Source organism: Pedobacter mendelii, from assembly GCF_014635725.1.
Lineage (GTDB): Bacteria > Bacteroidota > Bacteroidia > Sphingobacteriales > Sphingobacteriaceae > Pedobacter > Pedobacter mendelii.
Map to the genome: position 1 here is coordinate 171,440 of NZ_BMDJ01000006.1, position 17,142 is coordinate 188,581.

The following is a 17,142-nucleotide window of genomic DNA, read 5'->3' on the forward strand; positions in this document are numbered from 1 at the left end:
CATTTACCTTTGTACAATGCAATTTACTGCTAAGCAGATCAGCGAGTTTTTAAACGGTTCCATTGATGGTAACCCAGATGTAGCCGTAACTGAACTCTCTAAGATAGAAGATGGTAAGGAAGGCTCATTGTCTTTCCTTTCTAACCCTAAGTACGAAAACTTTTTATATTCCACTCAGGCATCGGTAGTTATTGTTTCTAAAGATTTTAAACCAACGCAGGAATTTACAAGTACATTAATTCGTGTTGAAAATCCATACACCTCCTTTACCGTTTTATTGGATAAATATAATGAAGCCGTAAATGCACAAGCAGAAAAATCAGGTATTGATAAGCTTGCTTTTGTGCATCCATCAGCAAAAATTGGTAAAGGCGTATTTATTGGTGCTTTTGCATACATTGCAGAAAACGTAGAGATAGCTGCCGCCACTAAAATAAACACTCAGGTTTTTGTTGGGGCAAACTCTAAAATAGGCGAAAATTGTCTCTTTTTCCCTGGTGTTAAAATTTACCATAATTCTATTATTGGCGATAGAGTAACCGTACATTCAAATACTGTAATTGGTAGTGATGGCTTTGGATTTGCTCCTCAAAAAGATGGCACTTATAATAAAATACCTCAAATAGGTAATGTAATTATTGAAGATGATGTAGAAATTGGCGCAAATACAACTGTAGATAGGGCAACGATGGGTTCTACAATTATAAAAAAAGGTGCAAAAATTGATAATTTGATTCAAATCGCTCATAATGTCGAGATTGGTGAGAACACTGTATTAGCAGCACAATCAGGCATTTCTGGCAGCACTAAAGTTGGCGCGAACAGTGTTATTGGCGGACAGGTGGGCATTGCTGGCCACTTAACACTGGCAAAAGGAACACAAATTGGTGCCCAGGCAGGATTAAACTTTAATATTACCGAAGAAAATAAACAATGGCATGGCAGCCCGGCTCAACCGCTACGCAATTGGATGCGTGCTTCCGTAATTTTTAAACACCTTCCTGAAGTTGAGAAAAGAATTCATTTACTCGAAGAAGAATTGAAAAGACTTACATCTGAATTGGAAAAGAATACAATAAATAATGAACGTTAGACAAAGAACGATTAACAAAGAAATATCAGCATCGGGAGTTGGTTTACACACTGGGGCTAATGTTACCTTAACTTTTTGCCCAGCTCCGGAAAATCATGGTTTTAAATTTCAGCGTATTGATTTAGATGGTATGCCAATTATCGATGCAGATGCAGATAATGTAACTGATACTTCAAGAGGAACTACAATTACTCAAAACGGAGCAAGCGTAAGTACCATTGAGCATGTTATGGCATCCTTAGTTGGCATGGACTTGGATAATATTTTGATTAAGCTTGACGGCCCTGAAACACCAATAATGGATGGAAGTTCTATCCAATTTATCGATTTATTGGAAGAAACCGGTACCATAGAGCAAAATGCAGATAGAGAATATTTTACAATTCCTCATAATATTACCTACACAGAAGCAGATAGAAAAGTAGAAATTGTAGCCATGCCATTGGATGACTATCGTTTCACATGTATGATTGATTATAATTCTCCTGTTTTGGGTAGCCAACATGCAGGAATTAATACGATTGCTGAATTTAAAAAAGAAATTGCTTCCTGCCGTACATTTTGTTTTTTACACGAATTAGAATATCAATTACAACACAATCTTATTAAAGGTGGTGATTTAAACAATGCTATTGTTATAGTTGATAAAGAAGTAACAAAGGATGAACTGAGCCATCTTGCCAAACTATTTAACCGAAAAGATATTGACGTTGCACCTCAAGGTATCTTGAATAATATGGAGTTGCGTTATCAAAACGAACCGGCACGCCATAAGTTATTAGATATGATTGGCGATTTAGCTTTAGTAGGCATGCACCTAAAAGGCCATATTATGGCCGCTCGACCTGGTCACGCGGCAAACGTAGCCTTCGCAAAAAAAATAAAAGCAGCCATCAAAAAAGAAAAAAACAAAAAACTTCAAAAGATTTACGATCCTTGTGCAAAACCATTATATGATGTAGTTCAAATAATGGAAATTCTACCTCATCGCCAACCTTTTCTTTTTGTCGATAAAATATTAGAACTTTCTAAAAACCATGTTGTTGGTGTTAAGAATGTAACCATAAACGAAGAATTCTTTAAAGGTCATTTTCCTGGCGCCCCTGTTTTTCCTGGGGTAATTCAAATAGAAGCAATGGCTCAGGTTGGAGGTATTTTAGTTTTAAGTACCGTTCCCGATCCTAGTAACTACCTAACATATTTCTTAAAAATCGACAACGTACGTTTCAGGGCTCAAGTTTCTCCTGGCGATACAATAGTTTTTCGTTGCGATTTAATGGAGCCAATTAGAAGAGGTATTGCCCAAATGAAAGGTGTTGGTATGGTAGGCGAAAAAATCGTTGTAGAAGCCGAAATGATGGCTCAAATTTCAAAAGTTAAACAAACAGAACCTACCTAATAATGATACAGCCTTTAGCATACATACATCCTCAAGCAAAAATTGCCGAAAACGTAGTAATTGAACCTTTTGTAGTAATACATAAAGACGTTGTTATTGGAGAGGGAACCTGGATTGGCTCGAACGTTACCATTATGGATGGTGCTCGTATTGGGAAAAATTGCCGTATTTTTCCGGGTGCTGTTATTTCTGGGGAACCTCAGGATTTAAAATTTGCAGGTGAAGTTACTACCGCTGAAATTGGCGATAATACTACCATTCGTGAGTGTGTAACAATTAATCGCGGTACGAAAGATAAGTGGAAAACAACAATTGGTAGCAACTGCTTAATTCAGGCATATTCTCATATCGCTCACGATTGCGAAGTTGGAAATAATTGTATTTTTTCAAATAGCACCACATTGGCTGGTCACATTACTATTGGCAACAATGTAGTTTTAGCGGGCTTAGTAGCAATTCACCAATTTGTTAAGGTTGGTTCTTATGCCTTTGTAACTGGTGGTTCATTGGTGCGTAAAGATGTTCCTCCATATGTTAAAGCTGCTAGAGAACCGCTTTCTTACGCTGGAATCAATTCTGTTGGTTTACGGAGAAGAGGTTTTACAAACGAGCAGATTGATGAGATTCAGGAGATTTACCGTGTGCTTTTTGTGAAACATAATAATGTAACCAAAGCTTTAGATATGATTGAAGCAGAGTTCAAGCCAACTGAAATTCGTGATGAGATTGTAGATTTCATTCGTAATTCTAACCGTGGTGTGATGAAAGGCTTCGGCATGGGAAGCTAAGCTTTACAAAGCTGGAATCAAAAAACACTAATATTTATGAGTAATCTAACGATAGTCAGAACCGATTCAGACAATTCCGATTTTAGGCAATTGATTATTTTGTTGGATAAAGATTTGGCAGTTAGAGATGGTGATGAACATGCCTTTTACTCACAATTTAACAAAGTCGATTCCATTAAAGAAGTGGTTGTTGCTTATCAAAATAAAATTCCCGTTGGTTGCGGAGCGATAAAACTTTTCTCTAAAATCGCAGCTGAAGTTAAACGTATGTTTGTTCATCCTGATTACAGAAAGCAAGGGATTGCAGCTAAAATCTTAACAGAACTGGAAAATTGGGCTACAGAACTAAGCTTTTCTGAATGTATATTAGAAACCGGTAAAATGCAACCAGAGGCAATCGCTTTATATCAAAAAGTCGGTTATCTTATTACCCCGAACTATGGGCAGTATATTGGAGTAGCTAATAGCTTTTGCATGGCCAAAAAGCTTGCTAAATCTTGATACTCAAATCTCGATACTTTAAAAATGAAGATAGCTTTAAATAATGTTGGCAGGAGATTTAACAAGGAATGGATATTTAGAAATCTTAGCACCGAGTTTACGTCAGGTAATAGTTATGCTATTTTGGGGCCAAATGGTTCAGGAAAATCAACATTATTGAGTGTTCTGACTGGAAGTTTAACGCCATCGGAGGGAGAAATTTCATTTTCAGATATTGAAAATGTTCCCGTAGAGAATATTTATAAATATATTAGTTTAGCCGCTCCATATTTAGAGCTGGTAGAAACTTTTACGTTAAAGGAGATTATCGATTTCCACTTTAAATTCAAAAGTTTTGCAGTTGGTGTTGATGCAAAATCTCTTGTTTCAATTCTTGGTTTAGAGAAATCATCAAATAAAGAAATTAAGTACTTTTCATCTGGAATGAAACAGAGAACCAAACTTGCTTTGGCTTGCTGCTCTAATTCACCAATTTTATTTTTAGATGAGCCAACCAGCAATTTAGATGTTCAAGGGATAAATTGGTACCTCGAATTGATTGAAAAATTCACAAAAAATAGACTTACTATAGTTGGTTCTAACCAAATTCAAGAATACAATTTTTGCAATAAACAGATTCAAATATCTGATTTTAAGTAACTTAATGTTGATATATTCTTCTCATCGATCAACTGTTTTGTCATAAATTTGTATTATATTAATAATTTAAAAAAAATATTTTGAATTTGGAAAATAGTTCTTACCTTTGCACCACCAAAAAGAGAAACAATTATTTAATTTATCTCTTTAAGTAAATGACAGCATTTTCCGCATCGCGGAGTTAAAAATATAAGCCTTTGAAGGCATAAGTTTTTTCATAGTTTAGTTTGAGGTTTAGGTTGATTATGCCTTTGGAGTGGTTCCCAAAGGCATTTCTTTTTACTTAGGTTTTTTTAGCTTCGCTTAATAGCAAACCAAAGTTTCTTTTATAAAACTAAATTATTTAAACCCGATTGCATGAATCGAGGTTTTCATCACAAGAAGTATTAGCGGGGCTACAGCAACCGATTAATATAGGCCTTACTTTCCAAATCAAATTCAATAATTCAATTTTGGTATTCGTAACTGCTGCTTTTTCAAAGCTTAGCTGTAATATTTACATATACTTTTTTACTAAAATAATTTTACCTTTGCCGTCACGAAAAACTGAAATATAAATCCAAATAGGATAAATAATATGGCAAAAGCATCAGAAATTAAAACAGGCAACATTCTTCGCGTAAACAACGAATTGGTTACGGTTGACGAGTGGAACCACCGCACACCAGGAAAAGGCGGTGCATTTTACACCGGCAAGTTTCGTAACATTAAATCGGGCAGAATTGTCGAGGCTCGTATGAATACCGACGAAGCTGTAGAAATTTGTCGCGTAGAAACTAGCGATTATCAATATCTATACGAAGATGGTGATTATTTGGTGGTAATGGATAATAACACTTACGAACAGTACAATGTTGAAAAAACGTTATTTGGCTCGGCAATTAAATTCTTAAAAGAAGGCATGAACGTTATTGTTTCTATGGAAAGCGACGAAGCAATTATGGGTCAATTACCAAACTTCGCAGAATTTGAAATTACTTACTCAGAGCCTGCTGTTAAAGGCGATACTTCTACCAATGCATTGAAAGCAGCAACGCTTGAAAATGGTGTTGAAGTTAAGGTACCAATGTTCGTAAACCAAGGCGATAAAATTAAAGTTGATACACGTACCGGAGAATATGTTGAACGTGTGAAATAGTTTATTAAATTTTGAAAAAGCCTTTGAAAAAAATTCAAGGGCTTTTTTCTTCGCGTTATATTTACCTAAATGGTATTATGTTAAAGTCTGAAATCAGAAAACAAGCCTTAAAAAGTAGATTATCATTAAGTGACGAAGAGTATAAAACGCTAAACAACGAATTACTGAAACAGTTTATTGCTTTAGATTTCGATCGTGTAAAAACGATTCATGTTTTTTTACCAATTACCGAAAAAAAAGAGCCAAATACTTTTTTACTAATAGAGTGGCTTACTCAAAATCATCCAGAAATTAAAATCATCGTTCCGAAAGCTGATTTTGACATGGTAATAATGACTAATCATGAATATTTAGGTATAGATGATTTGCAGAAAAACCTTTATGATATATTGGAGCCACAAAGAGGAAATGTTTATGAGGGTGCCGTTGATATGGTTTTAATTCCTCTTTTAGCATTTGATAAAAAAGGTTATCGTGTTGGTTATGGCAAAGGCTTCTACGACCGTTTTCTTGAAAGTTTAAATGCTCAAAAAATAGGCTTATCTTTATCATCTGCAGGAAATAAAATTGATGATGTTAACGAATACGACATCCGGTTAGATTTTTGCATTACACCAACAGAAATTATCAAATTTTAACATTAGTAATCATGCCACAGGAAATCGTTATTAAAACCGAAAAACAATACGAAGACAACATGATTGCAGTATTCGAATTGCAGGAAAAAGAGGAACTCACAGCCGATGACTTAAAGCAAATTGAATTGATGTTAAAGGCTGGAGAAAAATACGAAGCAGAACACTTATAGTTTTTTTCAATTAATCCATTTCCAACAAAACCGGGCAATGATCTGAATGAATTGCGTCTGGTAAAATTCTTACATTTCTTAATCGGCCTTCCATTGGTTTTGTAGCTAAATGATAATCAATACGCCAACCTAAGTTTTTTCCTCGCGAACCTGCTCGATAACTCCACCAGGTATAATGATGTGGGTCTTGGTTAAAATAACGGAAAGTATCAATAAATCCATTATCTAAAAACAACTGCATCCATTCTCGTTCTTCTGGCAAAAAACCAGATGAATTGGCATTTGACTTTGGATTGTGAATATCAATTGATGTATGGCAAATGTTGTAATCGCCGCTAACAATTAAGCTGGGGATTTCCTTGCGCAATTTGCCAATGTAAACATCAAAGAATTTCATAAACTCATACTTTTTCACTTGGCGCTCATCGCCACTTGAGCCAGATGGCATATACAAACTCATCAGTGAGAAATCATCAAAATCAGCTCTTAAAATTCTCCCTTCTTTATCGATCCATTCTTCGCCACAGCCATACTCAACATGAGTAGGTTTTATTTTTGTTAATATGGCCACCCCACTGTATCCTTTTTTCTCCGCCGGAAACCAATAGTGATGATAGCCTAATTGCTCTATTAAACCAATAATTTCAGGGATTTGTAATGGCATTGCTTTTACTTCTTGTAAGCAAACCATATCAGCATTAGCAGCTTGCAACCAACCGAAGAAGTTTTTTGTGCTTGCGGCACGGATTCCATTAACGTTGTAGGAGATGATTTTCATTCCAAATTTCCAATAAAATTATTCTTTTTTTATAATCGGCAAGAACCCATTAATTACATAACCATTTTGTCCTTCAATGAATCCTGCCCTAATTGCTTTTCTAACTTTTTCGCCGCTCTCCTTTTCAAAATTGTAATAACCATTTTTACATCTTGTTTAGGTCTGTTATTTTTATCGGTAATTAAAGCCGCAATTTTATCAACCATATCCAAACCAACAACAATTTCGCCATAAACGGTATAATTTCTATCTAAATGAGGTGCTCCTCCAACAGTTTTATAAACTTGTCTTTGCCATTCTGGTATTTTAAATTTCAATCGTTTTTCTTCAACGCTATTCAACTGCTCATCTGTAAAAACTTTTCCTTGTACCAAATAAAACTGACTTCCGCTTGATGCTTTATCTGGATTATTATCTCGTGCTGCAGCCAAAACACCTTTCTTATGAAATAAACTATCTCTAAATTCTGCTGGAATAGTATATTTAGGTCCACCTTCACCAAGTAAAGAATCTGGTTTTGCGTTCCTTGAGTCTGGGTCGCCGCCCTGAATCATAAAATCTTTAATCACCCTATGAAATAAAGTGCCATTGTAATATCCTTCTTTAGTAAGCTTTAAAAAGTTATTCCTATGCAAAGGTGTTTCATTATACAATCTCACAACACATTCGCCAAATTCAGTTTTAATTCGGATATATTGATTTTTCGGCTTAGCTGCAAAGGTAGAAAGCACGGAGAAAATGCAGATAAACAATAATAATTTCTTCATTTTAATGGGTTTGAGGCTAAATTAAACTAAAAAATGAAATTCAATAAATAAAAGCTTGTATTATTCGTATTATTTTGCTTTACCTTTGTAGTAATGAAGTTAAAACAAAAAATAGCACTTTCTTTGGCTGTATTATATGCAGTTAGTGTTATGGGTTTGGCTTTAAGTTTGCATTTCTGCAGTGGTAAATTAGAGAATGTAAAGCTGTTCAGTAATGAGGTTTCTTGCAAATTCTGCAAGGATATTCCTGTCGAAAAGATAAAAGACGATGGCTGTTGCAAAAACACACAAGTAACCGTTAAAGTGAAAGATAGTCACCAAACCGAGGCACAAATACAAATGCCGAAGTTGTTTTCTATTCAGCTTTTTCTTCATCAACCAGTTTTAGAATTTCTTACCGACATTACCCCTGCTTTTTTCAGAAAAATTAGCAACAAGGTGCCGCCACTTTCCTCGCGGATTGCCCTTCATCTTTTCAATTGTATTTTTAGGAATTAGGATTAAATAAATCCGTCATGCTGAACTCGTTTCAGTATTTATTTTGCTATTAAGGCGCTGAATAAATTCAAGTGTAACGATAGCCTAAGGTTTATTCTAATTCAAAAAAACAATGAAAACAATAAAATTATTAAGCATTATCATGCTTTTCTTTGCCGTTAAAGTTTCGGCCCAACAAATATTAACTGCAGATTTACAGGTAACGGGTTTAACTTGTTCAATGTGTTCAAAAGCCACCCAGAAATCTTTAGAAACTTTGGGCTTTATCAACTCGGTAAAACCCGACTTAAATAAAAACATCTTCGTTTTAACCTTTAAAAAAGGTGCAGATATTAATATTGATTTAATTCGAAAAAAAGTTCAGGATGCTGGATTTTCTGTTGGTGGATTAACTGCCGATTTCACTTTTAACCAGATCAAGGTTGATGAAAAAGGTCAGGCCATTGTTGATGGTAATGTGTATCGTTTTGTAAATGCGAAAAACAAAACCTTAAACGGGACGGTAAAAGCATCAGTAGTTGATAAAAATTTTATCTCAGGTTCGGCTTTTAAAAAGCAATCTGCGACACTAAATTCTGATGCTTACACAAACGGAACCGCTGTTGTTAATGGAAAGAAAACTCGTGTTTATCACCTAGTTCTTTCTTAACATGAAAAGAGTTTTAATATCGGCACTAATTTTTATTGGTACCTACATGGCCGCGTTCAGTCAAGAATTATACGTTTTTACTGAGCCTGCAAGCAACATGCCAACGAAGTCAATTGGTGTAAGAATCACAAATGAGGGCATGAATAACCCTGATTTTATGAGCAGAACCATTCCCGAGGTCATGATTGGCTTTAATAAAAACCTAATGATGCATGCTCAAGCTTTCTTATCTGATATGGACGGGAATTACCGTTTAGAGGGTGGAAGTCTATACGCCAAATATCGTTTTTTATCTCTGGATGAGGCACATTCTCATTTCAGAGCAGCTGCATTTGGAAGGGTTAGTACAAGTAAAAGACCAACATTTACCAGAGATATAAATTTAGAGGGTGATAATAGTGGGGTACAAGGTGGATTAATTCTTACGCAACTTTTGCATAAACTGGCTTTATCGGCAACTTTGGGTTACGCACATGCATTTAAAGATAACGAAGGACAGGTTAGCGGCATGCCGAGACCGAATAATATGTTATCTTACAGCTTGTCTTCGGGCTATTTAGTTCTACCTTTTGTTTATAAAAATTACAAGGAGCCTAATTTCAATCTGTATTTCGAAATGTTAGGTAAAACCGACCCAAGTTCGGGCCAATCTTATTTAGATTTAGCTCCTGCAGTTCAAGTGATTTTGAACAGTACAACCAGAATTGATCTAGGCTACCGCTTTCAGGCAACAGGGAATATAGCCAATCGATACACTAAAAACATGTACTTGATTAGGGCAGAATTCAATTTTTTTAACGTATTAAAATAGAAATGATCATGAAAAGAATAATCATTATAGTGGCTATAATCGCCATTGCAACTACTAAAATAACTTTTGCACAAAGTAAAACAGACGCAGCTTTTAATCAAGTATTACTTGCATATTACGATGTTAAGAATGCCTTATCAACCGACAAAAAAGATGCAGCCATCGAAAAAGTAAAGGTTTTAACAGCAAAAGTAAATGATGTTCCAAACAAAGATTTAACCACAGCACAACAAAAAGTTTGGATGGAACAATCATCGATTATCAAAAGTAAAGCAGCCCAATTAGCTGGCAGCAATGACATTAAAACACAAAGAAAATCTTTCGAGGGGATTTCCTATGCCATGATTAAAACAGTAAAAACTATAAAATTTAATAATGCTACTGTTTATATTCAGCATTGCCCAATGGCTAAAGCGAGTTGGTTAAATGAAAAAGAAAATATCGAAAATCCATATTATGGAAGTATGATGTTTGATTGTGGTGACATTTCTGAAACGATAAAATCGAAATAATGCTGCTTCATATCAAAAATATGGTATGCAACCGTTGTAAAATGGTGGTTAAGGCCGAGCTGGAAAAGCTTGGCTTTAACCTTGTTTCGGTTGAGTTAGGTAAAGTGTCGTTAGCGGAAAGCCTTTCTTCTGATGATAAATTAAAAATAGCCGAAAAAATAAATTATTTCGGTTTTGAATTACTGGAAGATAGGAAAACCCAAGTTGCTGAGCAGGTTAAAACTTCAATTATAAACCTAGTTCATTACACCAAAGAGCCATTAAAAATGAACTTATCTTCTTACTTAAGCGAAAACCTTAGTTTGGAATATGCTCAAATTAGTTCCGTTTTCTCTGAAGTTGAAAACCAAACTATAGAGAAATATTTCATTGCTCAAAAAGTTGAAAAAGCAAAAGAGATGCTCACATATGATGAGCTTACCCTAAGCGAAATCGCTTATCAACTTAATTACAGTAGCGTTGCGCACCTTTCTGCTCAGTTTAAAAAGGTAACTGGTTTAACCCCATCGGCATATAAAAGAGAAAATTTAGGTAAAAGAAAAACTCTGGATGAGGTTTAAATAATTACTAAAATTTCAGTTAAAACTGAAAGCAAAGAATAGCTGTGTGGCAAATGCGGCATCAGAAAAAACAATGTTTTGGAGCGTATAATCTTCCATTTAATTGCGGTTGCCTTCATTCTGAGATTAGATTAAAAACTCCATAGCTTTAGCCACTCTCCTTTCTTACCATACCTCAAGTGGAAAATATTTATCTCGCCGTACTTTTAAGCTCAAATTCTACAGGATGTCAACTTTATCTCAACTTAGAGCCTTTACTAAGCGTTTGCCTCAAACTGATTTAATGCCAACACTTTTTATCGGTCATGGCTCGCCGATGAACGGCATAGAAAACAATGAGTTTAGCAAGAGTTGGGCTGACTTGGCAAAGTATATTCCGATTCCAAAAGCTGTTTTAGTAGTTTCAGCACACTGGTACACCAATGGGACTTTCGTTACAGCAATGGATTTTCCTTCTACCATTCATGATTTTGGTGGTTTCCCCCAAGCGCTTTTTGATGTTCAATATCCTGCGCCAGGAAATGCAAAATTGGCCGCAGAAATTCCTGGCATGGTTCATTCTACCAATATTGGTTTAGACCACGATTGGGGTTTAGACCATGGCACGTGGACAGTGATAAAACACATGTATCCCGAGGCAACAATTCCTGTTCTTCAAATAAGTATTGATTATACAAAATCACCAGAACAGCATTACGAAATTGCCAACGAAATTTCTGCGCTTCGTAAAAAAGGAATTTTGATAATAGGAAGTGGAAATATGGTGCATAACCTTAGAATGTTAAGCTGGGAAATGATTAGTGGTGGCGGTTACGATTGGGCAAATGAGATGAATGATAAATTCAAAAATCTAATCGTAAATGGCGATCATAAATCCTTAATCGATTACCAGAATTTAGGTTCTGAGGCGATGCTGGCCATCCCAACTCCCGAACATTATTTACCATTGATATATACATTGGGTATGAAAAACGATAAGGAAGATGTTTTTTTCTTCAATGATAAAGCTGTTGGTGGTTCTTTAACAATGACTTCCTTATTGGTTGGTTAATACTTATAACGGTGAAAACGCCGCAATACACAAAATATATTAAATAGCATTTAAACCAACAATAAATCTCTTTTGTCCATAATCGATTGACGCGAAAACCAAAAGCATTTTCTGCTTTTGCTGAAGCAATGAGCGGGGCTGCTCTTCCGTATTCGCACAGGAAATTGCTTTTCAAATTAATTTTTTTATTCCTGTTCGTCTAAAAGTTACGGGAGTTGGTCGATAATTTATCTACACTGGTATATTAACGCAAATCTGCATGCAACCTTTCTGTCCTCTTGCAGTCTTATATTCAAAACAACAATAAAAAGACTTAAAAATATTAAGATATACAATCATGAAAACCTCTATTAAAACATTATTCGCAGCAGCTTTAACAACAGTTATTTTAGGTACTGCAAGCGTTGTAGCAATTGCAAGCGAAAACAATAACAACTACACAAATTTAACTTCGGTTAAAAACATTAGCAAAATTAAAATCAGCGGTAACGTAAAATTAATTTTGGTTCAGGATGCTAAAGAAAGTGTAGAGGTTTATGATAACTATTTCGCCAAAAATGCTTTAGTGCAACAACAAAATGGCGAGTTAAGAATCAGTTCTTTCACTTCGTCTCCTTTAACAGTTATTGCTCATGTAAATAATTTATCATCTATTGAAGCTTCAAACACTTCAAGCGTTAAAACATCAGGAAACTTTAACCTATTAAATTTGAATGTGGTTTTAAACGATAATGCAACTGCCGATATTAAAGCAAACACCGTAAACTTAAGGACTAACATTAATGGAACATCTAATTTAGTTTTAAGTGGTTCTACTGAAAGTTATACTGCTATTTTAAGTTCAATTGCTAAAGTGAGCATGAACGATTTTACCGCAAACAACAAAAACATAAGCACCTCACCAATTGTCGCTGGATACAGTGCAAATAGATATGAAGAAATAAAAGTTGATGTTTTAGAATCTATTTTCTAGTCATCACAAGAAAGATAAAGTTTAGTTTTAGTTAATGATTGAAGCAGCGGCGGAGCGATTCCAGCCGCTGTTTTCGTTTGTAAGGTTTTTGCCGAAGATTCGCATCTGCGGCTAACCACATATCAGCATTCTGCCATTTTTAGCGGATACAGATTAGCTTTGTCACTTCTATATACACTCCCAAATATTTTATACTTACTTTTGCACTAATTTTCCTTTATAAATCCGAAATACAAAAAAATTGAGCACACTAATTGCGGCAGAAGGCTTAGGTCATGGTTATCATGATGAATGGCTATTTAAAAATTTAACCCTGGGTATTAACTCTGGTCAGCGTGTGGCGTTGGTTGGAATAAATGGTGCGGGTAAGAGTACTTTATTAAAATTACTTGCCGAAAGGTTTCCTCCGCTAGAGGGTAAAATAGTTAAAAATAAAGCCGTAAAAATTGGTTTCTTAGACCAGGAACCTCAGTTTAATGAAGGATATTCTATTAGTGACCATATATTTTCTTTAGAGAATAAACAACAGCAGTTGATTAAAGAATACGAGGAACTGATTGAAAATCCAAATCCTGATGAGAAAATACTTAATAGATTATACGAAGAATTAAGTGAACACAATGCATGGGAATATGAGCACGAGATAAAAACCATTTTAAATAGAATGGGAATTACGCACTTGCAGCAAAAAATTGCTACGCTATCTGGTGGACAAAAGAAACGTTTGGCTTTAGCCAAACTTTTAATTGAAGACCCAGAGATTTTAGTGTTAGACGAGCCAACCAATCATTTAGATATTGATACAATTGAGTGGCTGGAAAAACTATTAACAACCGGACAGAAAACTATTCTTTTGGTTACTCACGATAGATATTTTTTGGATAATGTTTGTAATACAATAGTAGAATTGGATAGAGGAAAGATTTTTAATTATAACGGAAATTATGCCTACTATCTGGAAAAGAAATCGGAAAGAGAAGCGCTTGATGCTACCGTTTTACATAAAAACCAACAGCTACTAAAAAAGGAATTGGAGTGGATGAGGCGCATGCCGCAAGCTCGTGGAACGAAATCTAACGCAAGAATTAATGCTTTTTACGATTTAGAAGAAAAATCAAAGAAAAAGTCTGATAATCAAAGTGTTACACTTCAAATGAAAATGTCTCGCCAAGGCGGAAAAATTATTGAGGTTGAGCAGATATCTAAATCATTTGATGGACGACCAATTATAAATGATTTCAGTTATACCTTTAAAAAAGGAGATAGAATTGGTCTTGCCGGAAAGAACGGTACTGGAAAATCTACGTTGCTTAATATCATCACTAGTCAACTACATCCTGATAGCGGTAAAGTTGATACAGGCGACACAACAGTATTCGGTTATTATAAACAAGGAGGTTTGACCTTTGATCCGAAAGAAAGAGTAATTGATATCGTAAAATCTGATGCTGAATATATTAAAATGGCAGATGGTTCCGTTATTACAGCATCTGCCCTATTAACGCTTTTCCTTTTTCCTCCAAAGAAACAGCATGGTATGGTTGAGAAGCTGAGTGGTGGAGAGAAGAAGCGTTTAAATTTGATGAAGGTTTTGATGCAGAATCCAAACTTTTTGATTTTGGATGAACCGACTAACGATTTAGATATCGATACACTAAATGTTCTAGAAGAGTTTTTAGAAAATTTTCCAGGCATATTAATGCTTGTTTCTCATGATAGATACCTACTTGATAAAATGAGCGATCAGCTTTTTATAATGGAAGGCGAAGGTGTTGTTAAAATTTACAATGGTAATTATTCTGAATATCGATTAAGCTTGGATCAACCAAAAGCAAAGGTTGAGTCGAAAAAAACTAACGGTTCAACGATCGAATTACAACCAACTGTAACAGCCAAAAAGTTAAGTTTTAAGGAGCGAAAAGAGCTTGATGACAGCGAAAAATTAATGCTAGAGACTGAAAATAAAATCGCCGACTTAAGCGATAATCTGTTAAAAATTGACAGTTCAGATTATATTAAAATTCAGGAAGTTTCTTTACAGATAGAAGATTTAAAGATTAAGCTCGACGAATATACAATGCGTTGGTTGGAACTTTCGGAATAAAAAATTTATTAATGTTTCACGTGGAACATTAAATATTAGAAAAGCTTTTCAATGTTTGAAAGAATAAATAAACAATTGTTTCACGTGGAACAATCAAAAAAGATGACAACATGTTTTCAAAATACGATCTAATAGTAGTTGGTGCTGGACACGCAGGCTGTGAAGCAGCAGCGGCAGCAGCTAACTTAGGATCATCAGTTCTATTAATAACAATGAACATGGGTACTATTGCCCAAATGAGTTGTAACCCAGCAATGGGTGGCGTAGCTAAAGGACAAATTGTTCGTGAAGTTGATGCTATGGGTGGTTATTCAGGAATAATATCCGATAAGTCAACCATTCAATTTAGAATGCTAAACAAATCTAAAGGCCCAGCAATGTGGAGTCCTCGGGCTCAAATTGATAGGATGCGTTTTGCAGAAGAATGGCGTTTAGCTTTAGAAAGAACACCCAACCTAGATATCTGGCAAGATAGTGTTGTTGCTTTATTAGTAAAAGACAACACAGTTTATGGTGTTAAAACATCATTAGGCATTGAGATTGAATCTACCGCAGTTGTATTAACAAATGGAACTTTCTTAAATGGAGTAATGCACATTGGAGAGAAGAAATTCGGCGGTGGTCGAACGGCAGAAAGAGCATCAACCGGTATCACTGAGCAACTCGTTGAGCTTGGCATGGAAGCCGGACGTATGAAAACTGGTACTCCCCCTCGTGTTGATGGCAGAAGTTTAGATTATTCAAAAATGGAGGAACAATGGGGGGATGAAAATCCTAATAAGTTTTCTTTTACTGATACACAAGTTTCAAAAGACCAACGTTGCTGCTGGATTACTTATACAAACAACGAAGTTCATGAAACTTTAAAAGAAGGTTTTGAAAAATCTCCAATGTTTACCGGAAGAATTAAAGGTTTAGGCCCTAGGTATTGTCCATCCATTGAAGATAAAATTAACCGCTTCGCAGAGCGAGATAGGCATCAAATTTTTGTAGAGCCTGAGGGTTGGAATACATGTGAAATTTATGTGAACGGCTTTTCTACTTCTCTTCCTGAAGATATCCAGCTAAAGGCACTACACCTAATACCTGGTTTCGAAAAGGCGAAAATGTTTAGACCAGGTTATGCCATTGAATACGATTTCTTTCCTCCTACACAACTTTCATTAACCCTAGAAACAAAATTAATTAATAATTTATTTTTAGCTGGACAAATAAACGGAACAACTGGCTATGAAGAAGCGGCTTGTCAAGGTTTTATGGCGGGTATAAATGCACACCAAAAAATCAATGACAAACAAGAATTGATAATGAAGAGGTCTGACAGTTATATCGGCGTACTGATTGATGATTTGGTTACCAAAGGAACAGAAGAACCATATCGCATGTTTACTTCTAGGGCAGAACATCGTTTGTTATTAAGACAAGATAATGCTGATATTCGCCTCTCTCCTACTGGACATGCGTTAGGTTTAATTTCAGATGAGCGTTTGGAAAAAGTAAATCAAAAAGTAGCAAATGCTGATGCGCTGGTTAAGTTTACAAAAAGTCAAGGAATAGATATGGTTGATGCTAACCCGATGTTGGAAAGTTTGGGTTCGAGTGCCTTAAACCAGAATGTTAAAATTCATAGCTTAATCGGAAGGCCTCATGTTGGTTTGCAAGATATTATAAAGGTTAGCGAACCATTAGCAGAAGCCACCAAAAACTTAGACAACGAAACGATAGAACAAGCAGAGATCAAAATTAAATATGAAAGCTACTTTGAAAAGGAAAATGAAATTGTAGCAAAAATGTTGAAGATGGAGGACAAGGAAATAAAGATGGATTTCGACTACAACAAGATTGTTTCCATTTCAAAAGAAGCACGCGAAAAATTATTTAAAATAAAACCACGTACTTTAGGTCAAGCATCTAGAATTTCAGGCGTTTCTCCATCAGATATTTCTGTTTTAATGGTTTATATAAATAAGTAGTTGATAATCAGTAATTTATGTTAAAATTAAATGGGTTAATTTAAAACGATATAAACGACTATTTTTATTTTTCAATATTATTAATCCAAAATCAGTGAAA

General features: G+C 35.2%; 19 protein-coding genes. 17 read left to right on the forward strand and 2 right to left on the reverse strand.

Annotated elements, in window-relative coordinates; translation table 11 throughout:
- Positions 1-16: 16 nt before the first annotated feature.
- The 8 genes from lpxD (at position 17) to IEV50_RS12475 (ending at position 6,366) form a co-directional block, all read left to right on the forward strand.
- Positions 17-1,093: a UDP-3-O-(3-hydroxymyristoyl)glucosamine N-acyltransferase gene (gene lpxD, locus IEV50_RS12440; RefSeq protein WP_188414761.1), complete on the forward strand. Its 1,077-nt coding sequence runs from the start codon at positions 17-19 to the stop codon at positions 1,091-1,093.
- Complete coding sequence (locus IEV50_RS12445; protein ID WP_188414763.1) at positions 1,083-2,492, forward strand: bifunctional UDP-3-O-[3-hydroxymyristoyl] N-acetylglucosamine deacetylase/3-hydroxyacyl-ACP dehydratase; 1,410 nt, start codon at positions 1,083-1,085, stop codon at positions 2,490-2,492. Before lpxD ends, IEV50_RS12445 begins: the two co-directional genes overlap by 11 nt.
- A 2-nt stretch (positions 2,493-2,494) precedes the next feature.
- The gene (lpxA, locus tag IEV50_RS12450) at positions 2,495-3,280 is read left to right on the forward strand and encodes an acyl-ACP--UDP-N-acetylglucosamine O-acyltransferase (protein ID WP_029274294.1); all 786 of its coding nucleotides are present in this window, start codon (positions 2,495-2,497) and stop codon (positions 3,278-3,280) included.
- A gap of 36 nt (positions 3,281-3,316) precedes the next feature.
- Entirely contained in the window at positions 3,317-3,781 is a 465-nt protein-coding gene (locus tag IEV50_RS12455) for a GNAT family N-acetyltransferase (protein ID WP_188414765.1), read from the forward strand.
- 24 nt (positions 3,782-3,805) lie between these two features.
- Positions 3,806-4,420 (forward strand): ABC transporter ATP-binding protein, encoded by a 615-nt coding sequence (locus IEV50_RS12460; RefSeq protein ID WP_188414767.1) that lies wholly within the window; start codon positions 3,806-3,808, stop codon positions 4,418-4,420.
- Between the two features lie 577 nt (positions 4,421-4,997).
- Positions 4,998-5,558, forward strand: coding sequence for an elongation factor P (gene efp / locus IEV50_RS12465; protein WP_123207031.1), 561 nt, complete (start codon positions 4,998-5,000; stop codon positions 5,556-5,558).
- Positions 5,559-5,635: 77 nt separating this feature from the next.
- Positions 5,636-6,196, forward strand: coding sequence for a 5-formyltetrahydrofolate cyclo-ligase (locus IEV50_RS12470; protein ID WP_188414769.1), 561 nt, complete (start codon positions 5,636-5,638; stop codon positions 6,194-6,196).
- An 11-nt stretch (positions 6,197-6,207) separates the two neighbouring features.
- Positions 6,208-6,366: a hypothetical protein gene (locus tag IEV50_RS12475; protein ID WP_186828576.1), complete on the forward strand. Its 159-nt coding sequence runs from the start codon at positions 6,208-6,210 to the stop codon at positions 6,364-6,366.
- Between the two features lie 10 nt (positions 6,367-6,376).
- Here IEV50_RS12475 and IEV50_RS12480 read toward each other — a convergent pair whose 3' ends face one another.
- Entirely contained in the window at positions 6,377-7,144 is a 768-nt protein-coding gene (locus IEV50_RS12480; RefSeq protein WP_188414771.1) for an exodeoxyribonuclease III, read from the reverse strand.
- A 53-nt stretch (positions 7,145-7,197) separates the two neighbouring features.
- Positions 7,198-7,911 carry a peptidylprolyl isomerase gene (locus IEV50_RS12485; RefSeq protein ID WP_188414773.1) on the reverse strand — a complete coding sequence of 238 codons (714 nt, stop codon included), beginning with the start codon at positions 7,909-7,911 and terminating at the stop codon, positions 7,198-7,200.
- Positions 7,912-8,004: 93 nt separating this feature from the next.
- Between IEV50_RS12485 and IEV50_RS12490 the strand changes: the two genes are divergently transcribed.
- From IEV50_RS12490 to mnmG, 9 genes are all read left to right on the forward strand, one after another.
- On the forward strand, positions 8,005-8,409 hold the full coding sequence (locus IEV50_RS12490; RefSeq protein WP_188414775.1) for an HYC_CC_PP family protein: 405 nt from the start codon (positions 8,005-8,007) through the stop codon (positions 8,407-8,409).
- A 112-nt stretch (positions 8,410-8,521) separates the two neighbouring features.
- Positions 8,522-9,058 carry a heavy-metal-associated domain-containing protein gene (locus IEV50_RS12495; protein ID WP_188414777.1) on the forward strand — a complete coding sequence of 179 codons (537 nt, stop codon included), beginning with the start codon at positions 8,522-8,524 and terminating at the stop codon, positions 9,056-9,058.
- Between the two features lies 1 nt (position 9,059).
- Positions 9,060-9,869, forward strand: a complete 810-nt coding sequence (locus IEV50_RS12500) for a hypothetical protein (protein WP_188414779.1) — start codon at positions 9,060-9,062, stop codon at positions 9,867-9,869.
- 8 nt (positions 9,870-9,877) lie between these two features.
- Positions 9,878-10,381, forward strand: coding sequence for a DUF3347 domain-containing protein (locus tag IEV50_RS12505; protein WP_188414781.1), 504 nt, complete (start codon positions 9,878-9,880; stop codon positions 10,379-10,381).
- The gene (locus IEV50_RS12510) at positions 10,381-10,941 is read left to right on the forward strand and encodes a helix-turn-helix domain-containing protein (RefSeq protein ID WP_188414783.1); all 561 of its coding nucleotides are present in this window, start codon (positions 10,381-10,383) and stop codon (positions 10,939-10,941) included. Before IEV50_RS12505 ends, IEV50_RS12510 begins: the two co-directional genes overlap by 1 nt.
- A 226-nt stretch (positions 10,942-11,167) precedes the next feature.
- Positions 11,168-11,992, forward strand: a complete 825-nt coding sequence (gene ygiD, locus IEV50_RS12515) for a 4,5-DOPA-extradiol-dioxygenase (protein WP_188414785.1) — start codon at positions 11,168-11,170, stop codon at positions 11,990-11,992.
- Positions 11,993-12,329: 337 nt separating this feature from the next.
- On the forward strand, positions 12,330-12,965 hold the full coding sequence (locus IEV50_RS12520; RefSeq protein WP_188414787.1) for a GIN domain-containing protein: 636 nt from the start codon (positions 12,330-12,332) through the stop codon (positions 12,963-12,965).
- 241 nt (positions 12,966-13,206) lie between these two features.
- Complete coding sequence (locus IEV50_RS12525; protein WP_188414789.1) at positions 13,207-15,069, forward strand: ABC-F family ATP-binding cassette domain-containing protein; 1,863 nt, start codon at positions 13,207-13,209, stop codon at positions 15,067-15,069.
- 110 nt (positions 15,070-15,179) lie between these two features.
- On the forward strand, positions 15,180-17,042 hold the full coding sequence (gene mnmG, locus IEV50_RS12530; RefSeq protein ID WP_188414791.1) for a tRNA uridine-5-carboxymethylaminomethyl(34) synthesis enzyme MnmG: 1,863 nt from the start codon (positions 15,180-15,182) through the stop codon (positions 17,040-17,042).
- Positions 17,043-17,142 lie beyond the last annotated feature (100 nt).

Coding starts and splice junctions, on each gene's coding strand:
- IEV50_RS12485 (WP_188414773.1), bottom strand. CDS start 7,911: ATGAAGAAATTATTATTGTTTATCTGCATTTTCTCCGTGCTTTCTACC.
- IEV50_RS12470 (WP_188414769.1), top strand. CDS start 5,636: ATGTTAAAGTCTGAAATCAGAAAACAAGCCTTAAAAAGTAGATTATCA.
- lpxA (WP_029274294.1), top strand. CDS start 2,495: ATGATACAGCCTTTAGCATACATACATCCTCAAGCAAAAATTGCCGAA.
- mnmG (WP_188414791.1), top strand. CDS start 15,180: ATGTTTTCAAAATACGATCTAATAGTAGTTGGTGCTGGACACGCAGGC.
- IEV50_RS12460 (WP_188414767.1), top strand. CDS start 3,806: ATGAAGATAGCTTTAAATAATGTTGGCAGGAGATTTAACAAGGAATGG.
- IEV50_RS12510 (WP_188414783.1), top strand. CDS start 10,381: ATGCTGCTTCATATCAAAAATATGGTATGCAACCGTTGTAAAATGGTG.
- lpxD (WP_188414761.1), top strand. CDS start 17: ATGCAATTTACTGCTAAGCAGATCAGCGAGTTTTTAAACGGTTCCATT.
- IEV50_RS12455 (WP_188414765.1), top strand. CDS start 3,317: ATGAGTAATCTAACGATAGTCAGAACCGATTCAGACAATTCCGATTTT.
- IEV50_RS12475 (WP_186828576.1), top strand. CDS start 6,208: ATGCCACAGGAAATCGTTATTAAAACCGAAAAACAATACGAAGACAAC.
- IEV50_RS12490 (WP_188414775.1), top strand. CDS start 8,005: ATGAAGTTAAAACAAAAAATAGCACTTTCTTTGGCTGTATTATATGCA.
- IEV50_RS12505 (WP_188414781.1), top strand. CDS start 9,878: ATGAAAAGAATAATCATTATAGTGGCTATAATCGCCATTGCAACTACT.
- efp (WP_123207031.1), top strand. CDS start 4,998: ATGGCAAAAGCATCAGAAATTAAAACAGGCAACATTCTTCGCGTAAAC.
- IEV50_RS12500 (WP_188414779.1), top strand. CDS start 9,060: ATGAAAAGAGTTTTAATATCGGCACTAATTTTTATTGGTACCTACATG.
- IEV50_RS12495 (WP_188414777.1), top strand. CDS start 8,522: ATGAAAACAATAAAATTATTAAGCATTATCATGCTTTTCTTTGCCGTT.
- IEV50_RS12480 (WP_188414771.1), bottom strand. CDS start 7,144: ATGAAAATCATCTCCTACAACGTTAATGGAATCCGTGCCGCAAGCACA.
- IEV50_RS12445 (WP_188414763.1), top strand. CDS start 1,083: ATGAACGTTAGACAAAGAACGATTAACAAAGAAATATCAGCATCGGGA.
- ygiD (WP_188414785.1), top strand. CDS start 11,168: ATGTCAACTTTATCTCAACTTAGAGCCTTTACTAAGCGTTTGCCTCAA.
- IEV50_RS12520 (WP_188414787.1), top strand. CDS start 12,330: ATGAAAACCTCTATTAAAACATTATTCGCAGCAGCTTTAACAACAGTT.